Below are 15,844 nucleotides of genomic sequence, written 5' to 3'. Positions count from 1 at the left end.
TAAGGATGGCTTTGGACTACCAGCCCCTCTTCATACTGGCGAGCGGTATGCTCCTCCAGGAGAGGAAGCTCTCTACAGTGACCAACAACCTTGCCAATGCGGACACTCCCTCCTTTAAGAAGGACTTCCTTCAGGTTGCGAGCTGGTACACCGATATGGGAACCAGGGTGCCCGACACCTCCCCAGAGAACCCAACGAACAACTTCATCTATCCGATGGTATCGGGTGTGTTCACGGACCTGTCTCAGGGACCCTTAAGGGAGACGGGTAACAGCCTTGACCTCGCTATAGAGGGTGAAGGTTTCTTTGCTGTAAGGACACCCGAGGGCGTGATGTTCACGAGAAAGGGGAACTTTAGGCTTGACTCTGAGGGATATCTCGTGACAGAGGAGGGCTACAGGGTCCTTGACAGTCAGAACAGGGATATAAGAATTGAGGGAAACAGAGTTGAGTTTGACCCACAGGGGAACCTGTATGTTGATGGGGAGCGATCGGTGAGCCTTGGTGTGTGGAGCCTTCCCGATGCCCAGAAGGTGGGTGAGGACTTCTTCAGGGGAACTCCCCAGAGGGCTCAGAACTTCAACCTCAGGCAGGGCTTTTTGGAACTCTCCAACGTGAACCCTATCCTTGAGATGGTCAGGTTGATAGAGACCTCCCGGGCACATGAGACCTACGCCAGGCTCATTCAGGCTGTTGACGAGGTTCAAGGCAGGCTAAACAGTATCACCCGTTAGAAGAGACTTCCCTGTGTCCTCGTTTTAACGACCTTCTCAATGTCTTTGAGTATGCTCTTCATCTCAAGCTCAGTGAGCCTCTTCCTGAGCCTCTCCATGTCCGGCTCTCTCAGCCTCAGCTCGGACTCTTCAACCTCAAGCCCGTCGTCCATTATAGGCTTAACTAAGTAATAGGAGAGCTCAAGCTCTTCCTTTTTTGCCTCTGGGAACATTCTTTTAAACTCCTCCCATCTCTCAAGTATCCCTTCAACCCCGCCAAACTTCTCTATGAGCTTTACCGCTGTTTTGGGACCGACTCCTTTAACGCCCTGTATGTTGTCTATCTTGTCGCCCACGAGGGCGAGGTAGTCCGCAAGCTTTTCGGGAAGAACACCAAACTTCTCCCTTACCCTTTCTCGGGTGAAGACCTCCCAGTTCATAGGGTTTATCACGAGGACGTTGTCACTCACGAGCTGGAGCATGTCCTTGTCTGGCGTGTAGATCTTCACCCTGTATCCCTTCTTCGCAAACTTTTTAGCAAGTATCGCTATGAGGTCGTCCGCCTCGTACCCCTCCTTCTCAAGTATGGGAACTCCCATGAGATTCAGGAGCTCCTTTATTACAGGTATCTGGAGCTTGAGAGGGTCGGGTGTGGGCGGTCTGCCAGCCTTGTACTCCTTGTAAGACTTCTCCCTTATTGAAGGGGACGGATGGTCAAAGACCACAACGAGGTACTCCGGTCTCTCGGACTTTATTATGGAAAGGAGCGCCCGGAGGAAGCCATAGATAGCTCCCGTGGGAAAGCCCTCCTTTGTCTTGAGGGGAGGGAGGGCGAAGTAGCTCCTGTAGATGAAGGAGGAAGCGTCAAGTATGTGGAGTGTCTTCATACCGAAATATTATAATTTTCTGACAGAATGGTAAAGAAAGCCATACTCATTTTTTTAGCCCTGCTGATTGGAACCACCACCCTTTTGGAGGAGGCTCAGGTTGAAGGGCTGACTGGAATTGATAAGGAGAAGGTGCTTACCCTTGAGGTTCTCCTCTTGGCAATGTACCTCTTCGTGTCCGAGCTCCTCAGGGTTGACCTAGTAGGTCTGCTCATGATGGTCCTGCTTCCCCTAATAGGTCTAGTCTCCCCAGAAAAGGCTATTGGTGGTCTGAGCAGCAACGCTGTGGTCTCAATAATAGCCGTAATAATCATAGGCGCCGGGCTTGATAGAACGGGTGTTATGAACGTGTTAGCCAACTACATAATAAAGCTCGCTGGAAAGTCAAAGACGAGGATAATAGCCCTGGTCTCAGGAAGCGTAGCTTTTATCTCCGGCTTCATGCAGAACATAGGGGCTGCAGCCCTCTTCCTCCCCGCGGTGGTGAGGATATCAAAGAGGCTCAGGATACCTGTCTCCCATCTTTTGATGCCAATGGGCTTTTGCGCGATACTCGGGGGAACCCTCACCCTCGTTGGTTCAAGCCCCCTCATACTCCTCAACGACCTCTTGGCTATGTACGAACTGCCTTCCTTCGGTCTCTTCTCCGTCACGCCGATAGGCGTCTCTCTGGTAATAGCAGGTATAGCTTACTTCATCCTATTTGGAAGGTTTATCCTTCCCAAGGTCAGTGCCTCTGAGGATGAGGGGAAGTTCCTCCCCTCAGAGCTTTCCCAAACTTACGAGAGGATATGCGGTCTTTATGAGCTTCACGTCCCGGTAAACTTCACAAGGAGAACTATTCAGGAGATAGATGCGAGGAAGAAGTATCAGGTCACGATAGTTGCCGTTTATCACAGGAGGACGAGACACAAGAACTTCGCCCCCCACAGGGAGGAGACCGTTGAACCTTCGGACGACATAGCGGTGATAGGGTGCCCGGATACAGTGGAGAGGTTCGCCAAGGAGATGGGGCTCATCCTAAAGGAGGAGCTTGAGGAGTTCGCTGACGACCTGTCCCGCGTGAACGCCGGCATGGTTGAGGGTGTGATAACGATGAGGTCTGAGCTCGTGGGCAGGTCTCTCAACGAGGTTCAGTTCAGAAGGAGGTACGAGGTAAACCCCGTTGCCCTGGTCCGTGGAGGGGAGGTCATATACGCTGGCTTCTCCGACACCAAGCTCGCTCCCGGAGATACCCTGCTGCTCTTCGGCAGGTGGGATAAGTTCCTGGAGCTAAAGAGGAGAAACGTCTTCGCCTTCTCAACGGAGATAAAGGGAGAGGTTTTGAGACCCGAGAAGGCTAAGCTCGCCCTTTTCTGGTTCGCGGTAGCCCTCGCTCTGATACTTGTCTTCAAGGTGAAGCTCTCAATAGCTCTGCTTACAGGCGCTCTGGGTATGGTGATAACTAAGGTCCTCAGCGTTGATGAGGCGTACCAGTCCGTTGACTGGATGACGGTGTTCCTCCTTGCGGGTCTGCTACCCTTGGGACTCGCCTTTCAGGAGACGGAAACGGCGGAGTTCGTGGCACGTTCTATCTTGGCTCAGACAGGGGAGCTCTCTCCCTTCCTCTTTTACCTTCTCATCGCCCTCATGACCTCCTTCTTCACCCTCGTTGTGTCCAACGTAGGGGCAACCGTTCTGCTCGTCCCCCTCTCCATAGATATGGCTCTTGAGACAGGTGCGGACCCAAGGCTCGCCGCCCTCGTGGTAGGCGTTTCAGCCTCAAACACCTTTGTAATCCCTACCCATCAGGTCAACGCCCTGATAATGAGACCGGGAGGTTACAGAACCGCTGATTACATAAAGGCAGGTATGGGGATGACTCTCCTGTTCATAATCGTCCTCATGGCTGCCCTATACCTTTTCTACTAGTCCTATTATCTCCTCAGCCTTGTTCTTGATCTCCTCAATAAGCCTCTGGATTCCCCACCTTCTGTGGGCGGAGACAACCACAGACTTACCTTCAACGAAGGCTCCGTGGGGTAGGTGCTGAGCCTCCTCTTCGCTATCAACTATCCTGTCAGCTTTGTTTAAGACGTATATCACGGGCTTCTCATCCGCCGATAGCTCCTTGAGAACCTCCCTGACGGTGTGGATGTAGTCAAGCCACCTGTCGTCTGATATGTCAACGACGTGGAGTATGAGGTCTGCCTCCGTTACCTCTTCAAGGGTGGCTTTGAAGGACTCTATCAGTTCGGGGGGTATCTTCTTTATAAAACCTACAGTATCCGTCAGAAGGAGCTTGAGTCCAGGAGATAGGGTCCTTGAGGAGGTCTTGGTGTCAAGGGTTGCGAAGAGCATATCCGCGGTAAAGGTGTCCCTGCCTGTGAGAGCCTTCAGGAGGGTTGACTTCCCGGCGTTCGTGTAGCCTACGAGGGCTGCCTTTAGAACAGCCTCCGCCGAGTGGTCCCTGTCCCTGCGCTTCCTCTGGTGCCTCCTCATCCTCTTGACTTCCTCAAGCTCCGTTTTTATCTGATGGATCCTCTTTTTTATCAGCCTTCTCCTCAGCTCCGCCTCCTGCTCACCAGGTCCTCTCGTTCCCACACCACCACCGAGCCTGGACATGAGGCGTCCTTTTCCGTACAGCCTGGGCAGTTCGTGGGTAAGCCTTGCCAGCTCAACCTGGAGCTTTGCCTCCTTGCTCTTTGCCCTCCTTGAGAATATCTCTATGACGAGGTCTGTTCTGTCAAGAACCGTCTTCCCAACGACCTTCTCAAGATTCTTCACCTGAGAGGGTGTAAGGGAGTCATCAAAGACAACCACATCCGCACCAGTGCCTTGTGCAACCTCACTCAGCTGCTTTGCCTTGCCAGCCCCTATGAAGTACCTCGTATCGGGACTGCTCCTGTTCTGGAGGACGTAACCTATGCTCACTCCCCCTACAGCTTCCACGAGCCCCCTGAGTTCCCTCAGCGATTCCCTCGCCTCTTCTCTCGTTATCTCTTTATTCCAAATGCCGACGAGGATAGCCTTCATTTACCCTCCACTATGGTGCTCACCGCGTGCTTGTATATGAGGTTGGGCTGACCGTCCACGTCAAGCAGTATGGTGTACCTGTCGTGGTCAAGGACCTTACCCGTTATCCTGTTGCCCCGGGTAAGGTACACGGTTATCACAGCCTCCTTAGCCTTAAAGCTGTTGAGAAGCTCATCCTGTATGCTCTCTTCCTTCTCCATAGGAAACATTCCGTTACCTCCTATTAAAAATATACGGAGAAGAGCCCTTCTGTTGCAAGAGATATAACCTAACTTTAAATTATTCCTATGCTCAAGGACACATGGCAGGAGATAGGGAGGCTGGAGAGCATATTCCTTGAGATAGTTGAAGACCCCACGAAGAAGGAAGTCCTCCTCTACCCCATATGCTACTGTCAGCTTGTCAGGAAGGAAAACAGCTTTGAGGTTGAACTTCCAAAGCTTATATCCTGTGCCAACAAGACCTTCCACACCTTCAAGGGAAAATGGCAGGACATACTCCTTGAGCTCAACCTCTTTCAGTTCATAACCCCAAGGGGTGATGTCTTCTACGGCAAAGACATACTGAGGGTTCCCTCTCCCGAGGGTTTCAGGGTTAGCTTCCTTCCCGAGTACAGGGAGGTCTTCTACGAGGTCTATTCCAAGTTCCTGAGGTACTGGACGGTTCTGAGCAAGATATCAAGCTACTCAAGGAGGAACACACCGTCAGAGGCTGTCTATCTTGCCTCTCTGATATTCAACGAGGAGCTCTACGGAGAGGCTTTCCACTACGCGAGCTTCCAAGCGCTCAGATTTCCCAGAGAGGCACCCTTCTTCAAGGCTGTTGGCGAGATAGCGGAGTTTTATATCAAGCTCAGTGAGAGGAAGGAGTTTGACACCCAGCACCTTGAGAGGGCTCTGGAGCTTATAAAGAACTTGGGAAGCACCTACTACAGCGTAAACCTTGACAAGCTCAGGAAGGACATAGATACCCTTCTCAAGGACATAAACAGGGGAAGGGGCTACTTCATACTCAAGATAAGCTTTACACTTGTCTCAGGTCATGGAAAGGGCTTCCTAAAGAGGTTAATATCAAGGCTGATCTCAAAGCTGAAGGATATTGGAGGAAGGCGATGGATTTTAATGAACTCAGGAACGGTCTGCTCCTCTTTCACAGGAACTTACTGGAGAAGGCAGAGCGGGCTACCGACCCACGCTTGAAGGAGGCTTACAAAGAGGCGGCAAGGCATCTTAAGGACGTTGCCTCTTCCCTGTACAAGTTTGATGAGACCATGAAGAAGATAAAGGAGCTTGAGAAGCAGGGCACACCTCACAACTGAGTATGAATGCTGACCGCAAAGAAGGCTAGCCTTCTTCTCACCTACCTCGTCTCCGTTGGCTGCTTCTTTGCCCTTTACGGCATAGCCGACGATGCCTACTTCTTCTTCCTCGCCCTTATATTTACCCTTGGAATTCTGAACGAGTGGAGGTTCCATGTTTACCTCCCCCGCTGGCTCCTCAACGCCGGAGGCGTCTTTATATCGCTCGTATTTCTATTGGAGCTCAGCTTTGAGAACGTTGTCAAGCCTTTTGCGAACATGCTCCTTCTACTCTTAGCCATCAAATCCGTTGAGGAAAAGAAGCCGAGGGATCTATATCAGATGCTCCTCCTTAGCCTTTTCGGAATAGCGGTCTCAACCACCTTCAGGCTTGACCTTACATTTTTGCTCTTCTTCATATACGAGCTCTTTCTGGGCAGCGTAGCCTTCCTGTTTACCAATGCCTACGCTAACATGGGTGATAGACCCCTTCCCTCCGAGTTTTTGAGAAAGTATCTGAGGTTCTCCCTCCTCTTCCCTCTTCTGATAGCCATATCAACGATTCCCTTCTTCCTGATACTTCCGAGGACCCAGACACCCCTCTTTGACCTCTTTGCCAAGAAGGAGAAGGGTCTTGTGAGCGGGATAGCGGATGAGGTTGAGCTGGGTAAGGTGGGAGAGGTACAGGAAGACAACACCGTTGCCTTCAGGGTTTACGGCAAGCTCCCTCCCGATCCCTACTGGAGGGTCTCTGTCTTTGACACCCTTGTCAACACGAGGTGGATAAAGACCCTCAGAGAGGAGGATGCTTATAAAGGTAAAGGCTCGGGCACCTTCAGGTACAGGATTATACTTGAGCCCACCTACGATACCTTCCTACCCCTTATGGATTACCCCCTTAGGGTTTTGAAGCTTGAGGGCTTGAGAATGGCAAGGGTAAAAAGATTTAAGGGAGGATACTACGAGAGCTCTCAGCCCATAAACCGACCCGTTCGCCTGGAAGCAATCTCCTCCTTAGACCCTCCCGTTGACCCTCCCGAACCCGTTTACCTCAATGTTCCCGAGGATGTGCCCCAGAGCATCAGGACCTTAGCCCGGAAGCTCTCGGAGGGAAAGGGGAATGATGAGGAGAGGCTTGAAGCTGTCAGGTCCTTCTTTCGTGAGGGCTTTTCCTACTCTCTGAGGCTCTCAAAACCAGAGGGCGACCCGATAGAGTTCTTCCTCTTCAAGTCAAGGAAGGGGAACTGTGAGTTCTTTGCCTCCTCAACCGCCCTCCTCCTGAGGCTCATGGGTATTCCCGCCCGGGTGGTTGGTGGCTTCAAGGGCTATCTAAAGAACGATTACGGGGATTACTACATAGTCACAAACTCAATGGCACACGTGTGGGTTGAAGCCTACGTAAAGGGGAGGTGGGTCAGGGTGGATACAACACCTCCCTACATGTCGCCGGCGGTCAGGAACATCTCCAGGCTGAGTCTGATAAGGGACGCCCTCATATCCTTCTGGTACGAAAACGTGGTGGACTTCTCCGCCCAGAAGCAGCTCTCCCTCTTCAGGGAGCTCTACAGGGGTGTTAGGTCACTGTCTGCGGAAGATATAAGGAGGGCATTCCTTAAGGCTTCATACGTCATCGGGGCTTTAGCCCTCCTTTACGCACTTGCATTCCTTTACAGAAGGCTGAGGAAGACGCCCGAGAACCTTTACAGCTCCCTTATCTCCAAGCTTAGCAGGTATGAGGGGACGGACCTGAGGAAGATGATGCCCGAGGAGGTTCTCAGACTGACGGCAGGAAAGCCCTACCATAAGGAGGCGAGCTTCATAGTTGAGCTCTACCTCAGATACAGGTTCTCACCTTACGGGGTTAGCGAGAAGGAGCTCAGAGAAGCTTACAGACTGTTGAGAAAGATTTAATTCTTGCTTATATTCTAATTATGTTAAAATTTCTCCCGAGGGTGAGAGGATGAATACAACCGTTGTCAACGAAGAGAAGCTGGAGGAGCTTGCGGAGTTCTTTAAAGCCCTTTCCCATCCGGTCAGGCTGAAGATAATATCCATACTGATTGAGGGGAAGCAGTGCGTGAAGAACCTCGGTGAGCTTCTGAACATGTCCCAGCCGAGCGTGTCCCAGCACCTATCCATACTCAGGAGCAGGGGGATAGTTGGTTGGAAGCGTGAAGGCTCAATAATCTGCTACTTCATCAAGGATGAGAGAATTCTGAAACTTTACGATATGCTTATCAAGGAGGAGTTGTAATGGCGGAGAATGTGATAACTCTGACGGAAAGCAACTGGAATGAAGAGGTTGTTAACTCCGATAAACCCGTGCTCGTGGACTTCTGGGCTCCCTGGTGCGGTCCCTGCAGGATAATAGCTCCCATAATAGAGGAGCTGGCAGAAGAGTTTGAGGGGAAGATAAAGGTGGGAAAGCTCAACACCGACGAGAACCCGAACATAGCCATGCAGTACGGGATAAGGGCTATACCTACCGTGATACTCTTCAAGAACGGAGAGGTCGTTGATACGAGGATAGGCGTTCAGCCCAAAGAGGCTTTAAAGCAGATGGTAATGGCTCACGTCTGAAATTTAACACTTAATTTTTTTCTCTTGGGGAGGATATTTATATATAGCTATGAGGGCGGAATCAGCGTGGGATACTCTGGTTGAAGCTTCACGTTATATGTTCCAAGGACCTTCCGCTAAGGAGATACTCCTCTTCTTCATAGTCCTTGCAGCCACGCTGACCGTCATATCCATACCCTACATCTGGGGAAAGATATCCCGTGCCCGGGAGCTAGAGAGGGCGTTCTTTATGAGGGGTAAGTCCCTTGGGCTTACCGATGAGGAGATAAGATTGCTCTGGAGATACGCCAAGGATTTTCCCTACGACCCCCAGATGGTTTACGAGAATAAGCCCCTCTTTGAGAGGGTGGTTTCAAGGATAATAAGGGACAACATAGAGGGGGTTAGGCTCATACCCTCAATAAGGGCAAAGCTTCGCTTTGACACCATCCCCTGGTTCATACCGATAACGAGCACGAGGGACATAGACCTATACCAGACGGGGAAGCTCGTTGTTGATGGCGTTTATATTGATGCGGCGGTATGGGACAAAACGGAGACCGAGCTCCACATAGTGGTGCTCCAGGCGCTTCCCAGACCTGTCAGGATAGGGGAGAAGGTGAAGTTCCACTTCATAAGGGAGAACGAAGGAAGGTACAGCTTTGACTCCGTAGTTAAGGACAAGTACACGGAGGGGGACAGGCTTGTTCTTGTCCTTGAGCATACGGACAACATTCACAGGGTTCAGCTCAGGGAGAGCATACGCTGGAAGGTGAACGTGCCCGTTGAGTTCGCCGTGGTTGATGACATAACCGAGGAGGCAACAGAGGGTGCAGAGTTTATAAGCGGAAAGATAGACGATATAAGCACGAAGGGGGTCAGGATATGCACCGAAGCCCTCATAAAGCCCCAGGAGGGGAAGTACGTGATAATGAACTTCTCCATAGGAGAACACAGGTTTGAGAACATGCTCGGGCAGATAGTCAACGTTCGTCATATGCAGACCCAGGTCTGCATGGGAATAAAGTTCCTTAAGGTCTCCCGACAGGAGGAGAAGGTTATAGACAGGTTCATATTAGAAGAACAGAGGAGACTGATCAAGACCTTCAAGATAGGTGAGAGTGAGTGAGCAGGGTTGTAATAATTGGACGTCCCAATGTGGGAAAGTCTTCCCTCTTCAACAGGATAGTGGGCAGGAGGAAGGCTATAGTTGAAGACATACCGGGCGTTACGAGGGACGTCATTGAGGCAAAGGCGGAGTGGAGGGGAAAGGAGTTCATACTCGTTGATACCGGAGGTCTCGTTCCCGAAAGCCAGGATGAGATACTTGAGAAGGTAAAGGAGACCATAAAGAGGGAGGTGGGCAGGGCTGACGTGATACTCTTCGTCGTCAGCACCAAGGATGGTGTCACCCCTTTGGACAAGGAGATAGCCAAGCTCCTCTATACCTACAAGGAGAAGGTCATCGTTGTGGCAAACAAGACCGATACCGATAGGGACGAGGAGTTAGCCACGGAGTTCTACGAGCTTGGGTACGAAGAGCTCTTTCCCGTGTCCGCAGTTCATAGGAGGGGCGTTGGTGAGCTGCTGGACGAGGTAGTGAGCAGGCTTAAGGAAGAAAAGGCAGACCTGAGCTACGAAGGGGTGAAGATATCCTTTGTGGGGAGACCAAATGTTGGTAAGTCCTCCCTGCTGAACGCCCTCCTTAGGGAGGAGAGGGTTATAGTCTCGCCCATTGCCGGAACAACGAGAGACATAGTTGAGGTCCCCTTTACCTGGGAAGGGGAGAAGTTCGTCCTCATAGACACCGCGGGTGTAAGAAGACCGAGCAACGTTGAGTACGGCGTTGAGTTCTACTCAGTCGGAAGGACCTTAACCGCCATAGACACATCCGATATAGTCTGCCTGATAATTGATGCGAGCGAGGGAGTTACGAGACAGGACAAGAGGCTTGGAGGACTCATAGAACGCAGATACAGGGGATGTGTGATAGTTGCAAACAAGATGGACCTATGCCCTCTCTCCGAGGAAGAGGTAAAGGAGCTGATAAGGAAGGACCTTTTCTTCCTTGACTACGCTCCCATAGTGTTCACGGTAGCCACTGAGGGGAAGGGGGTTGAAGATGTGCTCAAAGCCTCGCTCTTGGTTTACAGAGACTTTTCAGCCCAGCACAAGACCTCCTTCGTGAACAGAGCTGTCCAGGAGATAGTTAAAGGCAAGCCCATCCATCACAAGGGGAAGGAGGTCAAGGTTTACTACGCCTTTCAGGAGGGTACAAAACCACCAACGGTGGTCGTTATAACGAACTACCCTGAAGCTTGGAAGGAGAACTACATCAGGTACTTCCTCAGGAAGTTGAGGGAGAAGCTCGGTATAAGGTTCTCCCCCCTAAAGCTCATAATCAAGGGAAGGGAGTGATCACTGGATAAGGTTCTTGAGCTCCTCCGGTGACCTCGGAAGCCCAACTATGTACCTGCCGTTCATACCTATCACCGTCGGCGTTCCAGAAACACCTATCTCCTGAAGGAGCTTCATGTTCTTCTCAACAGCCTTCTTGCCCTTCTCGCACTGGTTCTTTGTGCTGACGTTCTTGTGGATGTCATCGTAGCCCTTCTTGTCACATACCATCGCTATAGCCTTTGGCTTTGCCTGAGGATGTATCGGAAGGGGGTAGAGGATGACCTTTATCTGAACGTTGTTCTTCTTAGCCCACTCCTTGAGCATTGGAGAGAACCTCTTACAGAAGGGACAATCGGGGTCGGTTATGTAGTAAATGTACTTCTCCCCCTTGCCGTAGGTCATGTTCACCGACTCTTCCAGCTTCTGGAGGACCTCTTTGGGGACCGTCATGTACTTGCTCGCCGTCTTCTGGGTCAGGTTCTCCTTCGTCTCAACGTTGAACATGTTTCCCACTATGTAGTTCTTTCCCTCGGAGTTCGTGTAGAGGACTATAGGTCTGAGACCGACCTTAAGGACGACCTCGCAAAGACCCTCCATTCCCTCCGCTGGCTTCACACTGGCTATGCTGAAGTCCCTGTTGACAAGCTTGCTCAGGTTCTCCTTTACCTTCTTCTCTTCAGGACAGGCTTTCGCCTGTGTTGCCTTGCAGGCCTGCAGTAAGGTGGATGCAGCTATAAAGGTTATGAGCACCTTTTTCATTATCTACCTCCAGTTTCTCTCTTATTTTTGAAGATTCTATTAATATACACCATCGCGTAATAACTCCCCAAGGCAATTATGGAGAGCTCAAGCAAGAGCAAGGGAACGTAGAGGTAGGGGTTCTCTGGCACCCTAACGAGGGTCTTTGCAACCACAAGGAAGTATAGGCTCGCCCCTATGATGAGAAGGACGAAGAGTAGAAGTGTAATGACCAGAAGAGGGTAGATAACGAAGCGCAGGAGCCAGAGAAGAAGCCGGAATCTCAGGAGGAGGCGCCACACTCAGACGGTTCCCTCTTCCCTTATCTCCGACTTCTGGAGTATGTACTCCCGCCTGACTATAGCCCTGTTGAGAGCATCAACGAAGGCGTCAACGCTTGCCTTTATTATGTCCGTATCCACGCCCCTACCCGAAGCCTTCACACCGCCGAGTTCAAGGACGACCCTTGCCTCAGCCTGAGCATCGGTGTTGGGTGTTAGAGCCTTTATTGAGTAGTCAAGGAGCCTCGGCTCAATCCCGAGTGCCTTCTGTATAGCCTTTATCGTAGCATCAACGGGACCGTTCCCCGTTGAGGTAGCTGTCCGCTCCTCACCCTTGAAGTAAATCTTGACGGTTGCGGTGGGCATCAGGTTGTCACCGCTCTGGACCTGAAAGTGCTCAACCTTTACAGGCTCTCCATCCTCAATCTTCATGAACTCCCTGTATATGAGAGCCTCAATGTCCTCCTCGTATATCTCCTTCTTCTTATCCGCCAGGTCCTTGAGCTGTTGGTATATCCTGTCCAGGTCCTCCTCTGTGTACTTTATCCTGTACTCAGCGAGCTTCTGCTTGAGGGCGTGCCTTCCCGAGTGCTTGCCGAGTATTATCCTCCTGCTCGTGGGGAAGCCCACATCCTCCGGGTTCATTATCTCGTAGGTGAGCCTGTGGCTCAGAACCCCATGCTGGTGTATGCCGGACTCGTGGGCAAAGGCGTTGTCTCCAACTATAGCCTTGTTGGGAGGTACGAAGGAACCTGTTATCCTGCAGAGCAGTCTTGAGGTCTTGTAGAGCTCCTTCGTGTCAACACCTGTCCTGAGACCACCGAAGTAATCCTTTCTGACCCTGAGAGCCATTACTATCTCTTCCAAAGCCGCGTTCCCAGCTCTCTCGCCTATACCGTTTATAGTGCACTCAACCTGGCGTGCTCCGTGCTTAACAGCGGTCAGGGAGTTGGCAACCGCAAGACCGAGGTCATCATGGCAGTGAACGCTCAGCACCACCTTGTCTACGTTGGGAACGTTGTTCAGTATGTCGCTTATCAGCTCACCGAACTCCTCAGGAACAGCGTAGCCAACGGTGTCAGGTATGTTTATAACCGTGGCTCCAGACTTTATAGCCTCCTCTATAACCCTGTAGAGGAAATCCCTCTGACTCCTTGTGGCATCTTCACAGGAGAACTCCACATCGTCGGTGAATCTTCTGGCATAGGAAACAGCCTTCCTGACCCTCTCAACGACCTGGTCAGGCTCCATCTTGAGCTTGTACTTCATGTGTATCTCGGAGGTAGCTATGAAGGTATGGATTCTCTTCCTCTCCGCAGGCTCAAGAGCCTGGGCTGCGACCTCTATATCCTTTTCAAGAGCCCTCGCAAGGGAACATATCACGGGACCCTTGACCTCTTTCGCTATCCTGTTTATAGCTTCAAAGTCTCCCTGGGAGGCTATGGCAAAGCCAGCCTCTATAACATCAACACCGAGCCGGGCAAGCTGCATAGCCATCTGGAGCTTTTCCTCTGTTGTCATGGAAAAGCCCGGTGCCTGCTCGCCATCCCTGAGCGTCGTATCAAATATGTAAACTCTGTCTTCCATACCAACCTCCGTAATTGATAATAATTCTCAATTATACACTGTCAACCCATCATCTCCATGACCTTCTTCAGGCTCACCCTCATCCTCTCTATCGCCTTGGCAAGTTTGCCTATCTCGTTCTCCGACTGGTAGGGGATCTGCTCCTCAACGCTTCCCTTGCTTATCTTCTCAGCTTTCTCCCTCAGAGAATCTATGGGCTTGAAGACCCTGAGGTTGAGTATTGTGAGTATAACCCCGGACATGAGGAGAAAGACCCCGCCCACGAGACCTCCGTTTATGAGACCGTCAATACGTGCCTTCTCAAGGACGCTCTCAAAGGGTACGTAAACCATGACCGCTCCGTTGACCTTTCCCACGGGCCAGTTGGGGTCTCTCTTGGGCTTGTATAGGTTTCTGACCGCAACGGGCATATCCTCAACTTTACCGTGGCACCTCAAACAACCTTTCTTGGGTACAACGGCGAAGGCTTTTATGTAGTAGTTCCTTCCGTTGTGGAGAGTTATCCCCTCATACTCCCTCAGGTTCTTTGATCTCAGGTAGGCTATAACCCACATCTCGGTATCGTTGGGCTTGTCCTTGGGGTTCAGGGGATTTATGGCAACCTGTCTGAGCTGCATGTCGGGAATTTCCCTGTTCACGCTCTTGAATATGGAAGCTGTGAAGAAGGAGGAGGACTGAGCCTCAAGTATGAAGTCTTCCTTTGTGCAACCTGCAGCCAGGAGCTCATCAACCTTAGGTCTTAAAACCTTCCTTACATAGTTCCTTGAGGCTTTAACGAAAGCCATCGTTGTGTCTATCCTGCTCCTTGCCGAATCAACAGCCCTGTCTATCGTCTTCTTGTAGATGAAGAGACCCACTCCCACGCCCACGATAAAGCCGGTCACAACGATTAGGAAGGTTATCTCAGCCCTGATGCTCCTGAAAAATCCCCTCATTCTACGACCTCCTGACCCGTTTCAAAAAAGCTTTTCTGTGCTCCTCATAGGGTATCTCTTCTGCAAGCCTCTTTATAAAATCCTCAAGCCTGCTCATCGGCACCGCTTCCTCCGTCCAGCCAAAGCTCTCAAGAACTCTCTTCCAGATTATATTCCCCACAGGTCCTATCTCGTCAACGAAGGCGTCCTTGAGCTCTGCAAGCCTCCCTGGGGGAACGCTGTCAACTACCTGCGTCGCCGGACTCAGGTTGAAGGAGATGGGTCTTGGCTCGGCATCAACGTAAAGGGGGTAGAGGGCAAAGTCTCCAGGAAAATCAACGCCCTCCTGGGGAACGTCCTCCATTCTGAAGAGCTCCTGGAGTATGCCCTTTACCTCGTGCCCCTTGTAGAAGAACTGGTAGTACTTCTTAGCTCTTCCACCATCAAGGTACAGAAGGGCGTTCATCCTCCTCGCAACGGCATCCTCCCTTATGACGTTGAGCTCCTCCCTGCTCGTCACCCTCCCCCCCTTGAGCCTCTCAAGTCTGCCCATCGCAAGCAGGAGCGGAACGAACTCGGAGTCAAGGAGAAATATGCTCACAAGGCTTCCCTTAAGGTTCATACCTATGTAGCTCTGAGCTCTCTCTCCAGCCCTTCCGGGGGCGAACATACCGACGGCTTCGCCGTTGTAGAATACGACCATTCCCACAGGCTCCCTCGGTGTGTGAAAGAGAACGTAGCCGTTGAAGTGACTCCGGTGTGCCAGCTCTACGAAGTGGTTGATGTCAACGTGAAGGGCTGGTGCCGTTGGCTGGAACTCCTCGCCGTAGCCGGCTAAGGCTAAGGGTCCAGCACTCTCAGGGTCAAAGTCCTCCCTGAGACCGTTCATGAGGCTCACTACATCCGTTTCAATTATCTCCACAACCCCTGTCTGGGGAAAGCCGTAAGAGGTGTAGCTCGTTTCCTCTATTCCCTCCTTGGTGATTATGTATATCCTCTGTATCTCCCCTTCGTAGATTGGTATGTAATCCTCACCTTCCCAAGTGGTTATCTTCACAAGTCCCGTGAACTTCCTTCTCCTTAAGTCCTCTATGAGAGCTTCTGCGTTCAGAAGCTCTATGTTCACCTTCTCTTTTATTTCTTGGCGCATGCCTTTTCAAGGAGTATCTTCTTGACTATTGACTGGAAGGTTTCAACGACCCCCTTCCCTTCGGTAGCTACAGCCTCTATGTATTCAGTCCCCCACGGGTTGCAAACCGGTTGGAGCTCATCTACAGGTAGGGCGTCTGGCAGATCCCTCTTGTTGTACTGAACGACAACGGGCAAGGAGTAAAGGTCAAAGCCCTGCTCCTTTAGGACCGCCGCCGTTTCCCTGAGCACCAAGAAGTTTATGTTCTCCCTCTCCTTAGAGCTGTCAACCACGAATACGAGCCCATCAACACCCTTCATTATC

The 15,844-nt window shown here is 51.3% G+C and carries 18 protein-coding genes; 9 read left to right on the top strand and 9 right to left on the bottom strand.

Going from position 1 to position 15,844, the window contains the following annotated elements:
* Positions 1–5: 5 nt before the first annotated feature.
* Positions 6–734 carry a flagellar hook-basal body protein gene (locus AC1HCM_RS05100; RefSeq protein WP_479460688.1) on the top strand — a complete coding sequence of 243 codons (729 nt, stop codon included), beginning with the start codon at positions 6–8 and terminating at the stop codon, positions 732–734.
* Here the strand turns inward: AC1HCM_RS05100 and AC1HCM_RS05095 are convergent.
* Positions 731–1,600, bottom strand: coding sequence for a 5'-3' exonuclease (locus AC1HCM_RS05095; protein ID WP_479460687.1), 870 nt, complete (start codon positions 1,598–1,600; stop codon positions 731–733). The two genes, AC1HCM_RS05100 and AC1HCM_RS05095, sit on opposite strands and share 4 nt — an antisense overlap.
* 27 nt (positions 1,601–1,627) lie before the next feature.
* On the opposite strand from AC1HCM_RS05095, the gene AC1HCM_RS05090 reads away from it, so the two are divergent.
* A complete protein-coding gene (locus AC1HCM_RS05090; RefSeq protein WP_479460686.1) occupies positions 1,628–3,511 on the top strand; it encodes an SLC13 family permease in 1,884 nt (627 codons plus the stop codon).
* Here AC1HCM_RS05090 and hflX read toward each other — a convergent pair.
* Together hflX and hfq are read right to left on the bottom strand one after the other, a co-directional pair.
* Positions 3,494–4,615: a GTPase HflX gene (gene hflX / locus AC1HCM_RS05085; protein WP_479460685.1), complete on the bottom strand. Its 1,122-nt coding sequence runs from the start codon at positions 4,613–4,615 to the stop codon at positions 3,494–3,496. The genes AC1HCM_RS05090 and hflX overlap by 18 nt on opposite strands.
* Positions 4,612–4,824, bottom strand: coding sequence for an RNA chaperone Hfq (gene hfq, locus AC1HCM_RS05080; protein ID WP_479460684.1), 213 nt, complete (start codon positions 4,822–4,824; stop codon positions 4,612–4,614). The genes hflX and hfq overlap by 4 nt, the downstream gene beginning before the upstream one ends.
* 78 nt (positions 4,825–4,902) lie before the next feature.
* Between hfq and AC1HCM_RS05075 the strand changes: the two genes are divergently transcribed.
* Genes AC1HCM_RS05075 through der form a run of 7 tightly spaced genes read left to right on the top strand, consistent with a single transcriptional unit; the run spans position 4,903 to position 10,889 of the window.
* A complete protein-coding gene (locus AC1HCM_RS05075; RefSeq protein ID WP_479460683.1) occupies positions 4,903–5,814 on the top strand; it encodes a hypothetical protein in 912 nt (303 codons plus the stop codon).
* Positions 5,811–5,933 carry a hypothetical protein gene (locus tag AC1HCM_RS05070; protein WP_479460682.1) on the top strand — a complete coding sequence of 41 codons (123 nt, stop codon included), beginning with the start codon at positions 5,811–5,813 and terminating at the stop codon, positions 5,931–5,933. The genes AC1HCM_RS05075 and AC1HCM_RS05070 overlap by 4 nt, the downstream gene beginning before the upstream one ends.
* A 6-nt stretch (positions 5,934–5,939) precedes the next feature.
* Positions 5,940–7,823: a transglutaminase TgpA family protein gene (locus AC1HCM_RS05065; protein ID WP_479460681.1), complete on the top strand. Its 1,884-nt coding sequence runs from the start codon at positions 5,940–5,942 to the stop codon at positions 7,821–7,823.
* A 49-nt stretch (positions 7,824–7,872) separates the two neighbouring features.
* On the top strand, positions 7,873–8,166 hold the full coding sequence (locus AC1HCM_RS05060) for an ArsR/SmtB family transcription factor (protein ID WP_479460680.1): 294 nt from the start codon (positions 7,873–7,875) through the stop codon (positions 8,164–8,166).
* Entirely contained in the window at positions 8,166–8,492 is a 327-nt protein-coding gene (gene trxA / locus AC1HCM_RS05055) for a thioredoxin (RefSeq protein WP_479460679.1), read from the top strand. Before AC1HCM_RS05060 ends, trxA begins: the two co-directional genes overlap by 1 nt.
* Positions 8,493–8,541: 49 nt before the next feature.
* Positions 8,542–9,600 (top strand): flagellar brake protein, encoded by a 1,059-nt coding sequence (locus AC1HCM_RS05050; protein ID WP_479460678.1) that lies wholly within the window; start codon positions 8,542–8,544, stop codon positions 9,598–9,600.
* A complete protein-coding gene (gene der, locus AC1HCM_RS05045; protein ID WP_479460677.1) occupies positions 9,597–10,889 on the top strand; it encodes a ribosome biogenesis GTPase Der in 1,293 nt (430 codons plus the stop codon). Before AC1HCM_RS05050 ends, der begins: the two co-directional genes overlap by 4 nt.
* Here der and AC1HCM_RS05040 read toward each other — a convergent pair whose 3' ends face one another.
* From AC1HCM_RS05040 to AC1HCM_RS05015, 6 genes are all read right to left on the bottom strand, one after another.
* The gene (locus tag AC1HCM_RS05040) at positions 10,890–11,630 is read right to left on the bottom strand and encodes a DsbC family protein (RefSeq protein ID WP_479460676.1); all 741 of its coding nucleotides are present in this window, start codon (positions 11,628–11,630) and stop codon (positions 10,890–10,892) included.
* Positions 11,630–11,911, bottom strand: a complete 282-nt coding sequence (locus AC1HCM_RS05035; protein WP_479460675.1) for a hypothetical protein — start codon at positions 11,909–11,911, stop codon at positions 11,630–11,632. Before AC1HCM_RS05035 ends, AC1HCM_RS05040 begins: the two co-directional genes overlap by 1 nt.
* Positions 11,912–13,477, bottom strand: coding sequence for a 2-isopropylmalate synthase (leuA, locus tag AC1HCM_RS05030; RefSeq protein ID WP_479460674.1), 1,566 nt, complete (start codon positions 13,475–13,477; stop codon positions 11,912–11,914).
* Positions 13,478–13,518: 41 nt separating this feature from the next.
* A complete protein-coding gene (locus AC1HCM_RS05025; protein ID WP_479460673.1) occupies positions 13,519–14,412 on the bottom strand; it encodes a c-type heme family protein in 894 nt (297 codons plus the stop codon).
* Between the two features lies 1 nt (position 14,413).
* Positions 14,414–15,541, bottom strand: coding sequence for a DUF8082 domain-containing protein (locus AC1HCM_RS05020; protein WP_479460672.1), 1,128 nt, complete (start codon positions 15,539–15,541; stop codon positions 14,414–14,416).
* On the bottom strand, positions 15,526–15,844 hold a 319-nt coding region (locus AC1HCM_RS05015), incomplete at its 5' end, for an ADP-ribosylation factor-like protein (RefSeq protein WP_479460671.1). The genes AC1HCM_RS05015 and AC1HCM_RS05020, both read right to left, overlap by 16 nt.

The sequence above is a fragment of the Hydrogenivirga sp. genome, assembly GCF_056450045.1.
Note: the sequence above shows the minus strand (reverse complement) of the source record. Positions and strands in the feature narration are given on the sequence as shown.